Raw genomic sequence first — 16918 nt, forward strand, 5'->3', positions numbered from 1 at the left:
GGCCATATCTTATCGGCCGGATCGCGGAAGGAGAACGAGAAAACGACGTAACCTGGGCCTCCTCGAACGTATGAAACGACAGGAAACGAAAGGCCCCAGAGATGAGCGGTCCTGCCGTACCACCACCGGCCTCCGGCCTGTTGCCGGCGGACACCACCGAGGACGTGGGGGAGCGGCGGCCCCAGGTCGCCGTCCTGCCGATCGGCAGTTTCGAGCAACACGGCGCATACCTACCGCTGGTGACGGACACGGTCGTGGCCTGCGCCGTTGCCGCCGAGATCGCCGCCGTGCATCCGGTCCTGCGTCTGCCTCCGCTGACGATCTCGTGCTCGCACGAGCACGCCGACTGGCCCGGGACGGTCAGTATTTCGGCCGCGACGCTGTACGCGGTGGTCTCGGACATCGCCGCTTCGCTGCGCCGTTCCGGTATCCACGCGCTCATTCTGGTCAACGGGCACGGGGGAAACTACGTGCTGCGGAACGTGGTTCAGGAGTCGGCCGGCAGCGGTACGCGCATGGCGCTATTTCCCGGCTCGTCCGACTGGGACGCGGCGCGGGAGAGGGCGGGTGCGCGGACCTCTTCGTACAGCGATATGCACGCCGGTGAAGTCGAGACGTCGATCCTGCTGCACGCCCGTCCGGAACTGGTCCGTTCCGGTTATGAAACCGCCGATTTCGCCGCCGATGAACGGAAGCATTTGCTCACTCTCGGTATGCGTCCCTATACGGACTCCGGGGTGGTCGGCCGGCCGTCCTTGGCGTCTGCCGAGAAGGGAAAGGAATTGCTCGCCGGGCTTGTCGATTCCTTCGCCGAATATCTTGCGCTTCTGACGGTGGACAGCCTGCCCGCCACGTCCGTACGGGTGACACCGTGACGCGCGCGCCCGGCGCCCTCGGCGCGGCCGAGGTGTGGGAGCGGTTGCGCGGCATCCGGTCCGAGGCGGACGCGGTGGCCGCCGGGCTGCTCCGTACGGGGGAGGGTGGAGGCGCGGGGGGTACTGACGAGCTCTCGCCCGAGTCTCGCCTGCTCGTCGAGCGTTATCTGCCGCTCTGCCTCGCCGGGCCGTACGTCACCTTCGCGCAGCTCGGCCAGAGCCTCGACGGCTTCATCGCCACCCGGACCGGCGACGCGAACTACGTCACCGGCGAGGAGGACCGCGATCATCTGCACCGCCTCCGGGCGCTCGCCGACGCGGTGGTCGTCGGGGCCGGCACCGCCGTGTCCGACGATCCCCAACTCACCGTCCGTACCTGCCCCGGGACCAACCCGGTGCGCGTGGTGATCGATCCGCGGGGCCGGGTGCCGCTGGACTGCCGTGTGTTCACCGACGGATCAGCCCCGACCCTGTGGGTGGTGGGCCCGGGCCGCGAGGACGGGCAGACCGTTCCCGGCCGGGTGGGGGACCGGGTCGAGGTGCTGACCCTGCCGGACCGCGAGGCGTTCGCGCCCCGCGCCCTGGTGCGGACGCTCGCCCGGCGCGGCCTGGGCCGGGTACTGGTCGAGGGCGGCGGCGTCACCGTGTCGCGCTTCCTGCACGAGCGGGCGCTGCACCGGTTGTACGTCACCGTGGCACCGGTCCTGCTCGGCGACGGCGTCCCGGGGATCCGCTTCGACGGTCCGGATGTGATGCGGGACGCTCTGCGGCCCCCGGTCCGCCGCTCCTTCGTCGGCGAGGACACGCTTTTCGAGTTGGACCTCACCGGTTCCGTCTTCGCGCTGGACCTCGGAGTGTCGGCGCCGGGCCGCCCACTGGACGGCGAGGACCGCGACCCCCGGCAGGCTCGCGGCGAAGGCGAGGACTCCGTACACGACCGCGACGGTCAGCCCCAGTGACGCGCCCAGGCCCGCCGCGCCGAACGCCCACGCGGTGACGCCCTCGCGGGGTCCCCAGCCGGCGATGTTCAGCGGCAGACCCATGGCGAGCAGGGCGAGCAGCATCAGGGGCAGCAGCTCGGACGCCGGCGCCGTGGCGCCCGCGACCCGCGCGGCCAGCAGGAACATGGCGAGGTGCCCGGCCAGTACGGCGACGGACGACAGCAGTACGCCGGGCCAGCTCGCGCGGGAGAGCAACGCGCGGCGGGCTTCGGTCAGTTCGGCGCGGAGGGTACGGCGCCAGCGCGGGGCGGCGGCGCTCTCGCGGTGCCGTACGAGCCGCGTGAGCCGTACCGCGGCCAGGACCGCCACGCCGCACACCACCACCGCGGCGACGATCGCCCCCGCGGCCGACGTGGTCACGGCGTGGTGGACGGCGCGGCCGGCCTCGGCGAGCGCCGGGGTGGGCCGTACCACCAGGACCGCCACCGCGACGGTCGCCAGAACCGCCTGGCCCGAGGTCCGTTCGAGGACCACCGCGCGGACGCCGCGTCCGACGTCACCGACGTCCCGCCCGTGCCGTACCGCGCGGTGCACGTCGCCGAGGACACCGCCGGGCAGGGCGGCGTTCAGGAACAGGGCGCGGTAGTACGAGGCGACGGCGCCGCCCAGCGGCAGTTCGACGTCCAGCGCGCGGGACACCAGGCACCAGCGCCAGGCGCTCAACACGGTGGTGAGCAGGCCGAGTCCGAGGGCGGCGAGCAGGACGGGGGCGTCGATGCCGCGCAGTCCGTCGAGGAACGCGCCGTTGCCGAGCCGCCACAGCAGCACCGCGAGGAGGCCGGCGCCGGCGAGGGTGCCGAGGCGGGTCCGTACGGCGCGGGATATGAGGGGCGGTGTCTTGGGGCGTGCCACCGACGGTGTCACGGGGTCTGTGACGGGGTGTGACACGGACGGTGTCACGGGGTGTGTCGCGGGGTGTGTCGCGGACGGCGTCACGGGCTGCGTCACGGGTTGTGTCATGAGGTCTCCCCGGTGGACCGGGGGAGCGCGAGGAGGTCGTGGTGGTGCACCACCACGCGCAGTTCGCGGGCCGCGCACTCGGCGAGGCGCCGGCGCAGGTAGGCGTGGGCGCGGGGCGCGAGGTCCGGGCGCTGTTCGCGGGCGGCGCCGACCCAGCCGCGCAGCCATTGCGCGGTCAGTACGGACTCGGCGGCGGCGAGCCGCCAGGGCGCGGTGTACGTGAACACCGTCGCGTCGTGGCGGGCGAACGCCTCCTCCGTGGCGGGGACCGCGTCGGGGCCGAGCAGCCGGCGGCCGTGTTCGGTACGGCGCTGGTGGGCGTCGAACGAGGCGGCGATCGTGGCGTCCAGCGGGTCGGGCGGGGCGATCTCGACGAGCCCCGCGACGGACAGCGCGAACAGCGCGGCGCAGCCGGCCTCGGTACAGGCGGCGGCGAGGGCGTCCACCTCGTCGCGGGTGAGCAGGTCGAGCAGGGCGGAGGCGGTGACCAGCGAGGTGCCCGCGAGGTCGGCGGCGGTCAGTCCGGCGATGTCGCCCTGTTCGGTGGCGACGGTGACGGGGCTGCCGTCGGCGGCCTGGGCGGGCATGTGGGCGACGGCGAGGTCGAGGAGGGCGGGGTCCTTGTCGTGGAGGATCCAGTGCTGGGGGCCGTCGAGGCGGGGGGCGAGCCAGCGGCCCATGGAGCCGGTGCCGCAGCCGAGGTCGCGGATGACCAGGGGGTGGTTCTGGTGGGCGTGGCCGGGGCGGGGGGCTTGGCCGGGGTCGGGGGCTTGGCCGGCCGGGCTGTTCCGGCCGGCCGTCCCGCCCGGGCGCTTGGCGAGGTGGCGCAGGTGCCGGCGGAGGGGTTCGAGGGACTCGGTGGCGCGGGCGGCGGCGTCGGCGCCCTCCCGCAGCTCCAGCCACTCGGGGGTGTAGCGCGGCTCTTCACTCGTGTCGGTGGTGTTCACGCGGTCCTCCGAGGTTCGTGGGGGAGTCGTTCCAGCACCTCGGCCAGACTCCGTGCGGTGGTGTCCCAACCGGCCAGGGTGGTACGCCGCTGGTACGCGGCCTCCCGCGACCGGCGGCGCTCACCGGGCTCGGCGAGCCAGGCGCGCAGCGCGGCGGTGAGGGCGGCGGGGTCGTCGGGTGGTACGAGCACGCCCGGCAGGGTGCCGTCGGGCGCCTGCCCGAGCGCCTCGGGGACACCGCCGACGGCGGTCGCGAGGACGGGGATGCCACGGGCGAGCGCCTCGGTCACGGCCATGCCGTACGTCTCCGCGTGGGAGGCGAGTACGAGGAGGTCGGCCTGCGCGTAGGTGGCTGCGAGCGCGGGGCCCACGCGGGGTCCGGCGAGCCGGATCCGCGCCCCGAGCCCCGCCGCGTGGATCCGCTCGCGGACCTGAGCGACGTAACCGGGGTCCTGCCCGAGCCCCCCGGCCAGGACACACCGCCAGTCGAGCTGGGCGACCTCGGCGAGGGCCTCGACCAGGCGGAGCTGCCCCTTACGCGGGCTGACGGTGGCGACACAGAGGAGGAGGGGGGCGCGGGGGGCGGGGGCCGGGCTCCGGTCTGTGCCCGGGGCCGTGATCAGGGCCGTACCGGCGTCCGTGCCCGGATCCGTACCGGCGTCCGTGCCCGGATCCGTACCGGCGTCCGTGCCCGGGGCCCGGGGCGGGCTGTGGTGCGCGTCGGCGCCCGGAGTCGTACCCGCCGGTCCGCTCCGGTCCGTCCCCCGGGACAGCGGTGCCCTGTCCGTGCCGGGTGGGGCGACGTGGACGCGGGTCCGGGGCAGGTCGTGGTGGGTGATCAGGCGGTTGGCCGCCCAGGTGCTGGTGGCGATCACCGCCGATACGGCGTGCAGCGTCCGGCGCTCGGCGGCGTCCAGTTCCGCCGCGCGTTCGGGGGTGAGGCCCGTCTCGTCGGCCAGGGGGAGGTGCACCAGCACCGCCAGGCGCAGCCGGGCGGCCTCCGGGACGACGACGTCCGGGGCGGCGCAGGCGACCAGGCCGTCCAGGAGGACCACGCTGCCGTCCGCCGACTCCGCCAGGATCCGGGCCAGTTCGGCGCGTGCCTCGGGGGCGGGGTCGGGCCAGGTGCCGGGGACGGCGTGTTCGTGGACCGGCCAGCCGGCGCGGGGCAGTTCGCCGCACACCCGGCGGTCGTAGCGGTTCCCGCCGCTCGGCGCCGCCGGATCATCGACGCCACCGGGCATCACCACCCGCACCGAGCGTGCGGGCGCCACGGTGGCGCCGGCGGGGTTCACAGCGCCCGCTCGTAGCTCGCCCAGGCGATGTGGGACTCGTGCAGGGTGACGGAGACGGCCGTCAGGCCGCGCGCGCCCTCGCCCAGGAGCCCGGCGTGCACCCGGTCGGCGAGGCGGTCGGCGATGACCTTCGCCAGGAACTCCGTCGAGGTGTTGACGCCGGCGAACTCGGGCAGGTCGTCCAGGTTCCGGTAGGTGAATTCGCCCACCACGGCGCCCAGTTCCTTGGTCGCCAGGCCGATGTCCACGACGATGTTGTCCGCGTCCAGCTCGGCGCGCCGGAAGGTGGCGTCCACGAGGAACGTCGCTCCGTGGAGGCGTTGCGCGGGCCCGAAGACCTCCCCGTGGAAGCTGTGGGCGATCATGAGGTGCTCGCGGACGGTGACGCTGAACAACGGATGACCCTCCAGGTCCTTGTGCCTACGTGTCTACGTGCGTACGTGCCTACGTACTCCTGCGCCCGTCAGGGTTTCTGCCAGGGCTTGTCTGCTAGTACGGCGAATGCCCGCCACTTGTTCAACCCGCACGCGGTTCAGCTCCCGGCGGGCTCCGCCACGGGACCGTACAGGACGCGGTGGCACAGTCCGGGCACCTCGCCCCCGGCGATTCCGGCGAGTACGCGCGGCAGCTCCTCGAAGGCGCACTCGCCGGTGACCAGGGCGTCGAACGCCGGGTCGGCGAGCAGGTCGAGCGAGAGCGCCAGCCGGTCGGCGAAGGTGCGCCGCGAGCGCCGGGCCGCCGACACCATGCCCACCTGGCTGCTGCGCAGCACGAGCCGCCCGGAGTGGAACGCCTCGCCCAGCGGCACGCTGATCCGCCGGTCGCCGTACCAGCTCAGCTCCAGCACCGTGCCCTCCGGAGCGAGGAGTTCCAGCGAGCGCGCGAGCCCCGCCTCGGTGGCGCTGGCGTGGACGACCAGGTCGCAGTCGCCCAGCGCGTCCGAGGGGAGCGAGAAGTCCAGGCCCAGCGCGTGCGCGACGGCGGCGCGGCCGGGGTCGGCGTCGACCAACTGGACGCGTACGGCCGGGTATCGGGCGAGGACGGCGGCGACGGACGCGCCGACCATGCCCGCCCCGACCACCGCGATTCGGTCACCGAGCAGGGGCGCGGCGTCCCAGACGGCGTTCACCGCGGTCTCCACGGTCCCGGCCAGGATCGCCCGCCCGGCGGGGACGCCGTCGGGGACGGGGGTGACCGCGCTCGCGGGGACGACGTAGCGGGTCTGGTGCGGGTAGAGGCAGAAGACCGTACGGCCGAGCAGGCGCGCGGGGCCTTCCTCGACGAGGCCGACGTTGAGGTAGCCGTATTTGACGGGCCCCGGGAAGTCGCCGTCCTGGAACGGCGCGCGCATCGCGGCGTGCTGACTCTCCGGCACGCCCCCGCGGAAGACCGTGGACTCCGTACCCCTGCTCACGCCGGAGCAGAGGGTGCGCACCACGACGTCGTCGTCGCCCGGTTCCGGCAGGACAACATCCCTGATCTCCCCGTGCCCGGGGGCGCGGAGCCAGAATGCGCGGGCGTCGCGCTCCATGTGGTGTCCTCCTGGACCTGAACGCTCGGGGAGCGGTTTGCGTAGTGCTGGTTACGAGGCCGCGATCACCGTACGCGGCACGCATCGAGTCGGCCACACAGCCGGGGTGAACGGTGAACATGTACAACACGCACATACCCGTCCAGGCCGCCGCGCTCCCCGGGCTCCCTGGGGTTCCCGGGCTGCCTGGGGGCGTCAAGCCCTTCGAGGCCTTCGAGGCCTTCGAGGCCTTCGAGGCCTTCGAGGCCTTCGAGGCCTTCGAGGCCTTCGATCCCGCAGGGTTCCCCGAGGCCGCCAGGACACTCGGGATACCCAGGGTCTTGGGGACGGCGGGGACGGCGGGGACGGCGGGGAGGGCGGGGACGGCCCGGGCCCCGCGAGCCTCGCGTGGGGGGCGTGCGCCGGGCACACCTCGCGCCCCGCGTGTGTCGCTGTCCCACCAGGCCAAGCTGGTACGGCGCGAGACGGCCGCCGGACTCGCCGCGCAGGCGCTCCTGTTGCTGCTGCTCAGCGAGGCGATCGGGCTGGGCCCCGCCGGATGGCTGACGGGGGCGGCGGTCGCCATCGCCACCTGGGCCGTGCTCACGCGCGCCCTGAGCCGGTCCTGGTCGCGCCCCTTCGGCCCGGCGAACCGCGTCACCCTCGCACGGGCGACCCTCGTCGGCGGGGTCGCGGCGCTGGTCGCCGACTCCTACGAGAGCCCGCCGCCCCTCACCGCCCTGGTCGCGCTCGCCACGGTGGCGCTGATCCTCGACGCGGTCGACGGCCAGGTCGCCCGCCGCACCGGCACGTCGTCCAAGCTCGGGGCGCGTTTCGACATGGAGGTCGACGCCTTCCTGATCCTCGTGCTGAGCGTCTTCGTCGCGACGTCGCTGGGGGTGTGGGTGCTGCTGATCGGCGTGATGAGGTACGGCTTCGTCGCCGCGGCCCGCTTCCTGCCGTGGCTGAACGGCCCCCTCCCCCCGAGCACGGCCCGCAAGACGGTCGCGGCGCTCCAGGGAGTCATCCTCCTCACGACGGCGTCGGGCCTCCTCCCGTACGCCCCCGCACTCGCGGCGGTGATCGCGGCGCTGACCCTGCTGACCTGGTCGTTCGCCCGAGACATCGCCTGGCTCCGCCGCACCGGTCACGGGAAGGCACCGCTGGTGGCGGCGCCGGCCGCGCAGCCGAAGAACGCCTGACGTCTGCCGCCGGCTCACCGCGTAGGCGGCGCACGCCGAGGCACGGGTCCGTCGCTGTCAGGCATGACGGCGGTGAACGATCCCCATGAAGGTGTCGTTCTTGTGGAAGCGCTCCTGGTAGGCCTTCAGCTCCGCCCGGGTGACGACCCCGTCGTGGTCGGTGTCGGTCGCGTCGAACAGGGCGCGCTGCCTGCCGGCCTGGTCGGTGGGCTGTGACGCGGCGGTCATGGGGGCGATGAACTCCGCGTAGGGCAGCTCGGTGGTGCCCGCGCGTGCCGCCTCGGTCAGCAGCTGGTCGGCGGTGCCGTCGAACGAACTGAAGTAGCCGGCCCCGCGCAGCCCAGGGAGACAGGATCGCGGCCCCCCGCCCCGCGTCAGCCCGCCTCGCCCCCCACCGTCCCCCGCCGCCGGGTCACGCGTCCCGCCGGGTCAGTGCCGTCGCGCCCGCCGCCAGCGTCGCCCCCGCCCTGACGGCGGCCTTGGCCGCGAGGGCCCGGGACCGGCCCGGCACCGTCGTCAGTGTGGTGCGGATCGTGCCCGTCCCGTACTCCCCGCTCATCACCAGCACCCCGAGGACGGCCACCGCCGCCTGGCCGAGCCAGACCCCGCTGAGGCTCAGCCTGACCATGTCCTCCTGGCAGGTGTCGGAGGAGAGGGAGGAGGGGGTGGCGGGGTCGGGCATCACCGGTGCCCGCCCGGCCGGCCACGGCCTGCCGGCCATGCGCGAACGGGTCGCCGCGGTCGGTGGCGCGCTGCGGGCGGGCCCGGCACCGGGCGGCTTTACGACGCCCTCACCGCCGGTGCCGGCGGCTTCCTCCTCAAGGACGTCACCGCCGAGCAACTCTTCGGCGCGGTACGGGTGGTGGCGGCCGGAAACGCGCTGCTGGCCCCGACCGTGCCCCGCCGCCTCATCACCGAGTTCGCCCGCCAGCTCCGTACCCCCGCCGCGTCCTCCCCCTCCGCGCCGCCGGCGACCCTCGCGACCGCACCCAGGCGGTGGTGGCGGCGTACGAATCGGGCCTGATCGTGCCGCGCGGCGGCCCGTGGGCGAGCACGAGGCGCCCGCCCCGTACCGTCCCCTCCTCCCTCAGTACTGCAACGCCGTCGCGACGTCCTGCCCGATCCGGCCGACCGCGGCGAGGTCGAGGCCGTAGTGGACGTAACGGCCGTGCCGTTCGGTGCGCACCAGGCCCAGGTCGCGCAGCGTCCGCAGGTGGCGGGAGACCTGGGGGCGGGTCATCGCCAGCCGGTGCGCCAGGTCGGCGGTGGTCATCGACTGGCGGGCGATGAGCCGGCACAGCCGTACCCGGCGCGGATCGGTCAGGGCCAGCATGCGGCTGCGGGCGAGGGTGACGCCGACCACCGGTGAGTGGACCGGGAAGTGCACGACGGGCGGCAGGCCCGGCTCGTTCTTCACGACCAGATGCGGGGCGCCGTACAGGGTGGGGATGAGCAGGACCGGCGTGCGGGCCGGGGTGATGACCGCGTGGTGCACCTTGTCGAAGATGACCCGCAGGGGGCCGCCGCCCTCGCCCGCCGCGTCGGGGGACGCGTGGGCGAGTTGGGCGCTGGAGGGGCTGAGCGACATCAGCGCGGCTGCCGGTCCTTCGTCCGCGAGGCGCTGCCGTACGCGGTGCGCGGCGCTGGTGAGGACCGGTTCCGTCTCGGCCCACAGGGCCCCGAAGAAGACGTGGCGGCACAGGTCGAGGAAGCCGAGGACGTCCGCGCGCAACGCCTCGGGCCCGCGTAACAGGTCCTCGGCGAGGGCGAGATGGGGCTCCGGCAGCCCGGAGGCGGCGTGGCGCAGGGCGGCGGCCTGGGCGGGGTCGTGGAGGAGGCGGTCGAAGGCGTAACCGAGGTAACCGCTGGCGCAGGAGTACGCGGTGAGCTCGGCGAACTGGTCGAGCGGCAGCCGAGCCAGAGTCGGCGCGCGGGTGGCGGCCCCCCACCCTGCCGTCCCTTGCCCGGCAACCCTCTGCCCCACCGTCCCCCGGCCCGATGCCTCCCGTGCTTCCATGCCCCGTCCCGCCGTGCCCCGTCCCGCCGTGCCCGGTCCCGCCGTGCCCGGTCCCGCCGTGCCCGGTCCCGCCGTGCCCGGTCCCGCCGTCCCCCGTCCTGCCGTCCCCCGGCCCGGCGTGCCCCCTCCGCACGCCGGGCCGTCGAGGCCGGTGTAGAACCCCCGCCAGCGGAGTGCCGTCCACAAGGGTGAGAAGCGCCGGAGGCCGGCGAGGAAGGCGGGCGGGGCGGTACGGACGACCTCTTCGGCCCAGGGCGCCCGGTCGGCGTGGTGCTCGTGCTCGGTCAGCACGTGCAGACTCGCGGCCAGCTCGGCGAGGGGCGACACCGCCACCGTGAACCGCCCGGGGACGGCCCCTTCCAGGACAATCACGACGGTCATGCGCGGAGTGTACGGGCGGCGATGGGCGCGTCGGCCGTGCTCGCGGTAGCCGGGGCGTCCGCCGTGTGCGCGGTGGCGGTTTTGCCGGCCGTGGGGGCGGTGGTGGTGGCGTCCGGTGTACGGGCTGCAACTGGGCTTTGACCCGGGGCGGGGCGCAGGCCGGGGGCCTGCGCCGGGCGCTCGCCAGAACCCGAACCGGGACGCGTCCCCGGACCCGAGGGGGCCGTGCCTCCCGCCCCCAGGCGGTCAGAGCCCACGCCCCCCGCCCCCGGCCGGTCAGAACCCGCGCCCGGACCCGAGGCCGCCGCGAACTCCGAGCGTGCCGCCTCCAAGAACTCCGGTTCCGTCACCAGGTCCGTCACCACCCGCGCCAGCCCGATCGCCGCGATCCGGGTGCGCTCGTGGGCGAAGCGTCGTACCCCCGCCTCGGACATCGCCGTCGAGTGGCTCGGCGTGCCGAGTGCCGCCGTCTGGATGTACGGGTGGATGACCGGCATCAGCTGCGAGAGGTTGCCGATGTCGGAGGAACCGGCCGGGGAGTCCGGGGCGCCCGGGCCGATCTCCAGGCCCAACGCCCGTACCGTGGCGCCGAATCGCGCCGCGAGCACCGCGTTGTTACGGCGTTCCGCGTACAGCGGGCCTGTCTCCGAGAACCTCACCGTGGTCTCCGTCGCGTACGCCGCGCCCCCCGCCGCCTTGCGGACCCGCGCGACGAGGGCGCCGACCGACACCGCCGTACTGTCGCGTACGTAGAAGTCCACGACGGCACGCGCGGGGACCACGTTCGGCGCCTGGCCGCCGTCGGACACGACCCCGTGCACCCGGGCGGTCGGTGGCATGAACTGCCTCATCGAATCAAGCGCGTTGAGGAACAGCTGCGCACCGGCCAGCGCACTGCGCCCCTCCCAGGGGGACTTCGCGGCGTGTGCGCTCACCCCGGTGAACTCGGCGCGCAAGTGCGCCGCCGCAAGGGCGTGTTGGGTGGTCATCGAGCGGTCGGCCGGATGGAACATCACGGCGGCGTCGACCCCCGCGAAGACCCCGGCCTCGGCCAGCAGGACCTTTCCCGCGCCCCCCATCTCCTCGCCGGGCGTGCCGATGACGGCGATGGTGCCCGGGTGGTCGGGCAGCGCGCGTACGGCGGCGATCGCGGCGGCGGCGCCCCCGGCCGCGATGAGGTTGTGGCCGCAGCCGTGGCCGACGCCGGGCAGCGCGTCGTACTCGACGAGCACGGCGACGTACGGCCCCGGGTCCGTCCCCTCGTGCACCGCGACAAACGCCGTCTCCACTCCCCCCACCGGTGCCTCCACGACAAAACCCGACTCCGCGAGCCAGCCCGTGAGTACGTCCTGGGCGTGGAACTCGGCGAACTTCAGCTCCGGCCGCGCGTGGATCGAACGGCTGACTTCCTCCATGCGGGGCCGCAGCACGGCGAGTTCGGCCGTGAGGGCCTGGAGGGTGGGTGCGGTACCGATACCGGTTCCATTTCCGTTTCCGTTTCCGGACATGAGGACTCCTGTCGTACGACTGCGGGTGTGCGCGTCCTTCGCGTACGACGAGCCTGCGCGCGCCCCGCTCCGCCGTGACTCCGATTACCGCGCCCCAGGTAACCCTCCTCACCGATCACCGACCGGAGGTCCGGACAGCCGAGGTACGGCCCCCCGGCACGGCGGCGGCGACCGTGATGGGCGCGGCCCTGCTCTGAGGCTGTCCTGCCGCTGAGACTGTCCCGTATGCGGCGCCTATAATGGGAACAGTCATCAATAAGCATCAACAGTCATCCATCAATGCCTCACCATTCGCGTTACCCCGCGACATGACCGGAGGATTCCAGATGAGTGCCTATGTGATCAATCACCTGCGGATACCGGGCGGAATTCCCAACGAGGAAGGCCTCCAGTATCTGGAGCAGGTCGAGGAAACGGCCAAGGCGTACGGCGGCAGGTGGCTGGCGCAGGGTGAGGCGGAAGTGGTCGAAGGGGCGTGGCCCGGTTCCGCGGTTCTCATGGAATTCCCCAGTGCGACCGACGCGCGGAATTGGCATGAATCCCCGGAGTATCAGAAGATTCTGCCCCTGCGGGTCAACAGTTCGATCAGTGACCTGATCCTCATCGAGGGCGTTCCTCCCGATTTCACCGTGGCCGGCTTCGCTCAGGGAATCCGGACCGTGATCAGGGCGGCTTCGGGCGCCGGGAGTTGATCATGAGCACACCACGGGAGCTGCTGATCGTCGCGATGGACATGACGTCCGTCCGTACGGTGGAGCGGGGCGCCCTGTCGCTCGCCCTCGCGGGGGCGGAGGCGATCGACCTCCTGGCGGTGGGGGCGCTCACCCTGGAGGGGGACCGCATCGTGCCGTCCGGCGGGCTGGGGACGGACGGCCCGGAGATGGGCGATGTGCCGAGCGACCCCCTGTTGGGCGAGGCCGCGTCCTCGTTCGTACGGCAGGCGCCCTACGAGTCCGTGGGTAACTGGCTCTGGCGGAGGGGCCGTAACCTGTCCGCCGTGTATACGGCCGCGCTGGAGGCGGAAGGGCAGCTCACCCGCCAACACCGCCGCCGCTGGGGGGTGTTCCGGTCCAGTGAACTGGTCCTGGTCGACTCACCCGCCCGCCGCCTCGCGGCCGACCGCTGGACGGCCGACGAGCCCGTCCTGGCCGCGCTCGCCACGGCCGTCGGTATCCGCGACAAGCGGACGACGGACTCCCCGGCCGTGACCGACGAGGCGGTGGCGACCGTACTGACCGCTGTCGACGAGGCGTTGAGCGAACTGACGGCGGAATCGGAACGCCGCGCCCACAAACTGGACGACGCGGCCGTCACCAACGTGCGGCGCGGATACTGACGCCGGGTCGGCGCTGACTTCCCTTCCGTACTGTGAAACGCCTCAGACGCCCGTACGGCCATCGACACGTTCCCGTACAAGATCGGCGTGGCCGCAGTGGCGGGCGTATTCCGTGATCATGTGGGTGTAGATCCAGCGCAGCGTGACCTGCCCGCCCATGAAAGGGCTGGTGTCGTCCAGTGCGCGGTCCGCGCAGTTCTTCCGCGCGTGGTCCATTTCCGCGTGCCACGTGGTCAGCGCCTTGTCGAAGGTGACTTCTTCGGTGAGGTCGAAACCGCCGTCGGTCGCGTCTACGTCGGCGCCGGGGGAGTAGATCGCCGGGGCGTCCTCCTGGGCCAGCACGCGGCGGAACCAGTTCCGCTCGACCTCCGCCGCGTGCTGGACCAGCCCGAGCAGCGTGAGGGACGACGGCGCGGCGGAGGCCTCGCGGAGTTGGTGCTCGTTCAGGCCGTCGCACTTCTGGGCCAGGGTCGTGCGGTAGAAGTCGAGCCAGCTCTCCAGGGAGGTCCGCTCGTCGGCGTCCAAGGGCGGCATGGCGCGGGGGGTGCCCGGCGTGCCAGGCGTGCCCGGGGTGGGGGAGGAAGTGCTCATGTCCGTCATCGTGGCACGGGGGTCTGACAACGGCTCCCGGGAACGGGCTCGTCAAAGCGGCGGATCTCGAACAGAATGTCGCGTCGGGGCAACTCTCGGTGCTGCCCGACGGACACGGCGGACGAACGGCGAACGACAGGGGCGGCGGGGGCGGGCATGGCACGGGACTACGACAGCCAGCTTCTGGAGTCGGTGGCGGTACGACGGCGCAGAATGCGGGACGCCCTGCTGTTCGGCGCCCAGCGCGTGCGCCGCACGGCGGACGAGCGGCTCGGAAAGGTGTTCGCGGGCATCGCCATCGCGGCCGTCCTGTGCGCGGGGTGCGTCGGCTGGTCCTTCCTCCAGGCCACCCTGGCGAAGCAGAAGGCCGAGCAGGAGAAGCAACGGCAGGTGCAGGAACAGCAGTACGACCGACCGGCGGCCGATCCGGCCAAACCGTAGAAATGAGCGGAAAAGGAGAGTTCGCGGGATGCGGGGGATGCGGGGGATGCGGGGGATGCGGGGGATGCGCGGGATGTGCGGAGGGCGCGACGTGCGCGGAGTGTGCTGCCCGGAAAGCGCGAACCATTCCGTCAAATGCGCGCGAGGGGACAGGTTTTCAGTGAGGGGAACTGAAGGGAAAGGCGCGCAGGCACCGCCGCGGACCGTGCCGGATATCCCGAAAGCGCGCGACACCCCGATGATAGGTTCGGGCGAGTGGTGAGCACAGCGAGCACAGTCGGCACAGCGGCGACTTCACGGGCGCAACTGAGCCGGGTGACCCTGGTCGGCGAGCGGCGCCGGGCCGACATCGTCCTGCCCTCCGACACCCCCATCGGGCAACTGCTGCCGGACATACTCCAGTTGCTGGACGACCGGGCCGCATCGCGCCCGATGACCCGGCAGTTGATCACGTCCGACGGTTCCGCGCTGCCGCACGACAGCACGCTCGCGTCGGCCGGGATAGCCGACGGCGCGGTCCTGCGGCTCGTACGGGCCCACTCCGCGCCGCCCGCCCCGGTCGTGCACGACGTCACCGACCAGGTGGCCGACGACCTCGACCTCCAGGCGTGGCGCTGGCGCCCCGCCGCGCGCCGCGCCAGCGCGGGGGTGGCCACCGTCGCCTTCGCCGTGGTCGCCGCGCTGCTCGCCCGGGGCGAGTTCGCGCTCGGCGCGCTGGCCGGCGTACTGGTGGCCGTCACGCTTGTCCTCATGGTGACGGGCGCGCTCGCCGCCAGGATCGGGGAGGGCAACCGGGGGCTGGCGACCGCGCTCCTGCTCGCCTCCGGTGCGCTCGGCGTCCTCACCGCGTGGACCGCCGCCGACGCGTACGACTGGCCGGGCACCGCGCGCCTCGCCGCCGTCGCGGGCGCGCTGACCCTGACGCTCGTACTCCTCGGCCTCTTCTCGCCGCTGGGCCGCGGCGGGCTCATCGGCGCCACCGCGACGGCCGCGATCACCCTGGTGTGGGAGGCCGTCGCCGCCGCCCAGGACAACCCGGCGCGGCTCGGCGCGGTCATGGCCGTCTTCTCCGTGGTGCTGCTCGGCCTGCTGCCGCGCCTCGCCCTGATGGCGTCGGGGCTCACGGCGCTCGACGACCGCCGCTCGGGCGGTACTTCCGTCAGCCGCCACCAGGTGGGCAACGCCCTCGCGGCCACTCACCGCGGTCTCGCCCTCGCGACGACGGCCACGGCGGTCTCCGCGGCGGGCGCGAGCTGGCTGCTCACCCTGGCCGGCGAACCGACCGTATGGACCGTGACGCTGCCGTCCCTCGTCGCCGTGGTGCTGCTGTCCAGGGCGCGGGCCTTTCCGCTGGTCGCGGAGGTCGTGGCGCTGCTGGCCGCGGCGGCGGTCCTCGTCGTACGGCTCGTGATGCTGTGGATGGAGCACGCCGGGGGTGCGGGGCCGCTCGCGCTGCTGTGCGCGGCGGCGGTGCTGCCGCTTCTCGTCCTGGCGGTGCAGCCGCCGGAGCATGTACGGGTGCGGCTGCGGCGCATGGCCGATCTGGTCGAGTCCATCGGAGTGGTGGGCCTGTTCCCGCTCGCGATCGGGGTGTTCGGCGTGTACGGGCAGTTGCTCGACAAGTTCTGAGCGGGGCGCGCGGGTTCGGTGCAACTGCTTCGGTACGGCGGAAGCGTCAGGGCGGAAAGGGAGGCGGACGGACATGGCGGACCGGGACGACAACTGGCAGGGAGACGTACTGCGCGACCTGCGGGGCGGGTCCTCGCAGCGTACGCAGGGAGCACAGGATCCCGACGGACAGGCGTCGCAGCCGCAGGTGTCACCAGCACCAGCACCAGCACCCGCGCCACCGGTCCCGGCCGCACAGGTTCAGGCGCTGGAAAGCCCTTCGCAACAGGCCGCCCCCACCCCCCAGCCCCGCCCCCGCCCCACCCCCGACTCCCGCCCCGTCGTGGACCCCGGCCTCGCCGCCGCCGTACGCAAGCCGCAGCACGGCGAGTCCCTCGCCGCCCGGGGCGTACGCGCCGCGCGCCGCGCCGTCTCCTCCTCCGTCGCCCGCGAGGTCGCCGACGCCACCCGCGCCGCCGAGATACTCCAGCAGCCCGTGACCACCGGCCGGCAGATCGCCGTCACGTCCATCCGGGGCGGCGCGGGCAAGTCGACCGTCGCCGCGCTGCTCGGCACGACGTACGCGCACTACCGCCAGGACCCCGTCCTCGTGGTCGAGGCCGATCCCGCGCTCGGTTCGCTCCCGCTGCGGCTCGGCGCCACGTCACTGCGCTGGACCACCGGTGACGTCGCGCAGATCGTGGAGCCGCAGATGTCGTTGCTCGACATCACCGGCTATCTCGTCCAACTCCCCGACAACGCGTGGCTGTTGCCCGGCAGCCAGGGCCAGATCGGCGCGATGCTGGACACCGTCACGTACGAGCGGACGATGGTCGCGCTGCGCCGCTACTTCGGCATCGCGGTCGTCGACTGCGAGACACTGCCGGCCGAGGTCGCGCGGACCGCGCTCTCCGCCGCCCAGGCCCGCGTCCTCGCCTCCCCCGCCACGCTGGAGGGCATCACCAGTACGTACGCGGTGCTCCAGTGGATGCGGGGGCTGCCCCGCCAGGTGATCGCCGGCACGATGGTCGTGCTCACCGAACTCGTACCGCACACCGGGCTGGACCTCGGAGAGGCCGCCCAGAAGCTCCGGTCCACGGGGGCGAGTGTCCAAGTCCTGCCGTACGACCGGCACTTGGCGGCCGGCGGCCCGATCCGTACCGAACTGCTCGCGCACCCGACCCGGGAAGCCGTCACCCGCCTCGCCGCAGAGGTCTTCCAGCTCTCGCAGAAACGCCACTGACCA

The 16918-nt window shown here is 73.5% G+C and carries 18 protein-coding genes and 1 pseudogene; 9 read left to right on the plus strand and 10 right to left on the minus strand.

The features are described from left to right. Nucleotides 1-101 precede the first annotated feature (101 nt). A complete protein-coding gene (locus ACIO1C_RS05730) occupies nucleotides 102-875 on the plus strand; it encodes a creatininase family protein (RefSeq protein WP_401858978.1) in 774 nt (257 codons plus the stop codon). Between the two features lie 74 nt (nucleotides 876-949). Beyond that, on the plus strand, nucleotides 950-1834 hold the full coding sequence (locus tag ACIO1C_RS05735) for a RibD family protein (RefSeq protein ID WP_401859125.1): 885 nt from the start codon (nucleotides 950-952) through the stop codon (nucleotides 1832-1834). Here ACIO1C_RS05735 and ACIO1C_RS05740 read toward each other — a convergent pair. The 5 genes and pseudogenes from ACIO1C_RS05740 to ACIO1C_RS05760 all read right to left on the minus strand — a co-directional run. After that, nucleotides 1748-2728, minus strand: a pseudogene (locus tag ACIO1C_RS05740) (lysylphosphatidylglycerol synthase transmembrane domain-containing protein); the annotation flags it as partial. The gene ACIO1C_RS05735 and the pseudogene ACIO1C_RS05740 sit on opposite strands and share 87 nt — an antisense overlap. A gap of 104 nt (nucleotides 2729-2832) precedes the next feature. Beyond that, on the minus strand, nucleotides 2833-3783 hold the full coding sequence (locus ACIO1C_RS05745; RefSeq protein WP_401858979.1) for a class I SAM-dependent methyltransferase: 951 nt from the start codon (nucleotides 3781-3783) through the stop codon (nucleotides 2833-2835). Further along, on the minus strand, nucleotides 3780-5027 hold the full coding sequence (locus ACIO1C_RS05750) for a glycosyltransferase family 4 protein (protein WP_401859126.1): 1248 nt from the start codon (nucleotides 5025-5027) through the stop codon (nucleotides 3780-3782). Before ACIO1C_RS05750 ends, ACIO1C_RS05745 begins: the two co-directional genes overlap by 4 nt. Nucleotides 5028-5074: 47 nt before the next feature. Then, nucleotides 5075-5473 (minus strand): 6-carboxytetrahydropterin synthase, encoded by a 399-nt coding sequence (locus ACIO1C_RS05755; RefSeq protein ID WP_327235463.1) that lies wholly within the window; start codon nucleotides 5471-5473, stop codon nucleotides 5075-5077. A gap of 137 nt (nucleotides 5474-5610) precedes the next feature. Further along, nucleotides 5611-6609 (minus strand): zinc-binding alcohol dehydrogenase, encoded by a 999-nt coding sequence (locus ACIO1C_RS05760; protein WP_401858981.1) that lies wholly within the window; start codon nucleotides 6607-6609, stop codon nucleotides 5611-5613. A 425-nt stretch (nucleotides 6610-7034) separates the two neighbouring features. Here ACIO1C_RS05760 and ACIO1C_RS05765 point away from each other — a divergent pair, with 425 nt between their 5' ends. Continuing rightward, nucleotides 7035-7790 (plus strand): CDP-alcohol phosphatidyltransferase family protein, encoded by a 756-nt coding sequence (locus tag ACIO1C_RS05765; protein ID WP_401859128.1) that lies wholly within the window; start codon nucleotides 7035-7037, stop codon nucleotides 7788-7790. A gap of 57 nt (nucleotides 7791-7847) precedes the next feature. Here the strand turns inward: ACIO1C_RS05765 and ACIO1C_RS05770 are convergent, their stop codons facing one another. Together ACIO1C_RS05770 and ACIO1C_RS05775 are read right to left on the minus strand one after the other, a co-directional pair. Continuing rightward, nucleotides 7848-8018: a hypothetical protein gene (locus tag ACIO1C_RS05770; RefSeq protein WP_401858982.1), complete on the minus strand. Its 171-nt coding sequence runs from the start codon at nucleotides 8016-8018 to the stop codon at nucleotides 7848-7850. Between the two features lie 184 nt (nucleotides 8019-8202). Further along, nucleotides 8203-8511, minus strand: a complete 309-nt coding sequence (locus ACIO1C_RS05775) for a hypothetical protein (protein WP_401858984.1) — start codon at nucleotides 8509-8511, stop codon at nucleotides 8203-8205. A gap of 141 nt (nucleotides 8512-8652) precedes the next feature. On the opposite strand from ACIO1C_RS05775, the gene ACIO1C_RS05780 reads away from it, so the two are divergent. Next, the gene (locus tag ACIO1C_RS05780; protein ID WP_401858986.1) at nucleotides 8653-8814 is read left to right on the plus strand and encodes a hypothetical protein; all 162 of its coding nucleotides are present in this window, start codon (nucleotides 8653-8655) and stop codon (nucleotides 8812-8814) included. Nucleotides 8815-8877: 63 nt separating this feature from the next. Here the strand turns inward: ACIO1C_RS05780 and ACIO1C_RS05785 are convergent, their stop codons facing one another. Next, the gene (locus ACIO1C_RS05785) at nucleotides 8878-10188 is read right to left on the minus strand and encodes a DUF5937 family protein (protein ID WP_401858988.1); all 1311 of its coding nucleotides are present in this window, start codon (nucleotides 10186-10188) and stop codon (nucleotides 8878-8880) included. Next, nucleotides 10185-11696 carry a M20 family metallopeptidase gene (locus tag ACIO1C_RS05790; protein ID WP_401858990.1) on the minus strand — a complete coding sequence of 504 codons (1512 nt, stop codon included), beginning with the start codon at nucleotides 11694-11696 and terminating at the stop codon, nucleotides 10185-10187. The genes ACIO1C_RS05785 and ACIO1C_RS05790 overlap by 4 nt, the downstream gene beginning before the upstream one ends. A gap of 326 nt (nucleotides 11697-12022) precedes the next feature. Here ACIO1C_RS05790 and ACIO1C_RS05795 point away from each other — a divergent pair, with 326 nt between their 5' ends. Both ACIO1C_RS05795 and ACIO1C_RS05800 read left to right on the plus strand, forming a co-directional pair. Then, entirely contained in the window at nucleotides 12023-12388 is a 366-nt protein-coding gene (locus ACIO1C_RS05795; protein WP_401858992.1) for a DUF1330 domain-containing protein, read from the plus strand. 2 nt (nucleotides 12389-12390) lie between these two features. Further along, a complete protein-coding gene (locus tag ACIO1C_RS05800; RefSeq protein WP_401858994.1) occupies nucleotides 12391-13032 on the plus strand; it encodes a GPP34 family phosphoprotein in 642 nt (213 codons plus the stop codon). Nucleotides 13033-13074: 42 nt separating this feature from the next. On the opposite strand, the gene ACIO1C_RS05805 is transcribed toward ACIO1C_RS05800, so the two are convergent. Further along, nucleotides 13075-13566 (minus strand): DinB family protein, encoded by a 492-nt coding sequence (locus tag ACIO1C_RS05805; RefSeq protein WP_401859130.1) that lies wholly within the window; start codon nucleotides 13564-13566, stop codon nucleotides 13075-13077. 213 nt (nucleotides 13567-13779) lie between these two features. On the opposite strand from ACIO1C_RS05805, the gene ACIO1C_RS05810 reads away from it, so the two are divergent. The 3 genes from ACIO1C_RS05810 (at nucleotide 13780) to ACIO1C_RS05820 (ending at nucleotide 16915) form a co-directional block, all read left to right on the plus strand. Beyond that, the gene (locus ACIO1C_RS05810) at nucleotides 13780-14064 is read left to right on the plus strand and encodes a hypothetical protein (protein ID WP_401858996.1); all 285 of its coding nucleotides are present in this window, start codon (nucleotides 13780-13782) and stop codon (nucleotides 14062-14064) included. A gap of 258 nt (nucleotides 14065-14322) precedes the next feature. Continuing rightward, entirely contained in the window at nucleotides 14323-15693 is a 1371-nt protein-coding gene (eccD, locus tag ACIO1C_RS05815; RefSeq protein WP_401859132.1) for a type VII secretion integral membrane protein EccD, read from the plus strand. Nucleotides 15694-15766: 73 nt separating this feature from the next. Further along, nucleotides 15767-16915, plus strand: coding sequence for a MinD/ParA family protein (locus ACIO1C_RS05820; protein ID WP_401858998.1), 1149 nt, complete (start codon nucleotides 15767-15769; stop codon nucleotides 16913-16915). Nucleotides 16916-16918: the final 3 nt, after the last annotated feature.

Origin of the sequence: Streptomyces sp. NPDC087420, assembly GCF_044744165.1 — a bacterium.
Classification (GTDB): domain Bacteria; phylum Actinomycetota; class Actinomycetes; order Streptomycetales; family Streptomycetaceae; genus Streptomyces.

Coding starts and splice junctions, on each gene's coding strand:
- ACIO1C_RS05790 (WP_401858990.1), bottom strand. CDS start 11,696: ATGTCCGGAAACGGAAACGGAAATGGAACCGGTATCGGTACCGCACCC.
- ACIO1C_RS05730 (WP_401858978.1), top strand. CDS start 102: ATGAGCGGTCCTGCCGTACCACCACCGGCCTCCGGCCTGTTGCCGGCG.
- ACIO1C_RS05820 (WP_401858998.1), top strand. CDS start 15,767: ATGGCGGACCGGGACGACAACTGGCAGGGAGACGTACTGCGCGACCTG.
- ACIO1C_RS05760 (WP_401858981.1), bottom strand. CDS start 6,609: ATGGAGCGCGACGCCCGCGCATTCTGGCTCCGCGCCCCCGGGCACGGG.
- ACIO1C_RS05785 (WP_401858988.1), bottom strand. CDS start 10,188: ATGACCGTCGTGATTGTCCTGGAAGGGGCCGTCCCCGGGCGGTTCACG.
- ACIO1C_RS05800 (WP_401858994.1), top strand. CDS start 12,391: ATGAGCACACCACGGGAGCTGCTGATCGTCGCGATGGACATGACGTCC.
- ACIO1C_RS05810 (WP_401858996.1), top strand. CDS start 13,780: ATGGCACGGGACTACGACAGCCAGCTTCTGGAGTCGGTGGCGGTACGA.
- ACIO1C_RS05805 (WP_401859130.1), bottom strand. CDS start 13,566: ATGCCGCCCTTGGACGCCGACGAGCGGACCTCCCTGGAGAGCTGGCTC.
- ACIO1C_RS05750 (WP_401859126.1), bottom strand. CDS start 5,027: ATGCCCGGTGGCGTCGATGATCCGGCGGCGCCGAGCGGCGGGAACCGC.
- ACIO1C_RS05775 (WP_401858984.1), bottom strand. CDS start 8,511: ATGGCCGGCAGGCCGTGGCCGGCCGGGCGGGCACCGGTGATGCCCGAC.
- ACIO1C_RS05795 (WP_401858992.1), top strand. CDS start 12,023: ATGAGTGCCTATGTGATCAATCACCTGCGGATACCGGGCGGAATTCCC.
- ACIO1C_RS05770 (WP_401858982.1), bottom strand. CDS start 8,018: ATGACCGCCGCGTCACAGCCCACCGACCAGGCCGGCAGGCAGCGCGCC.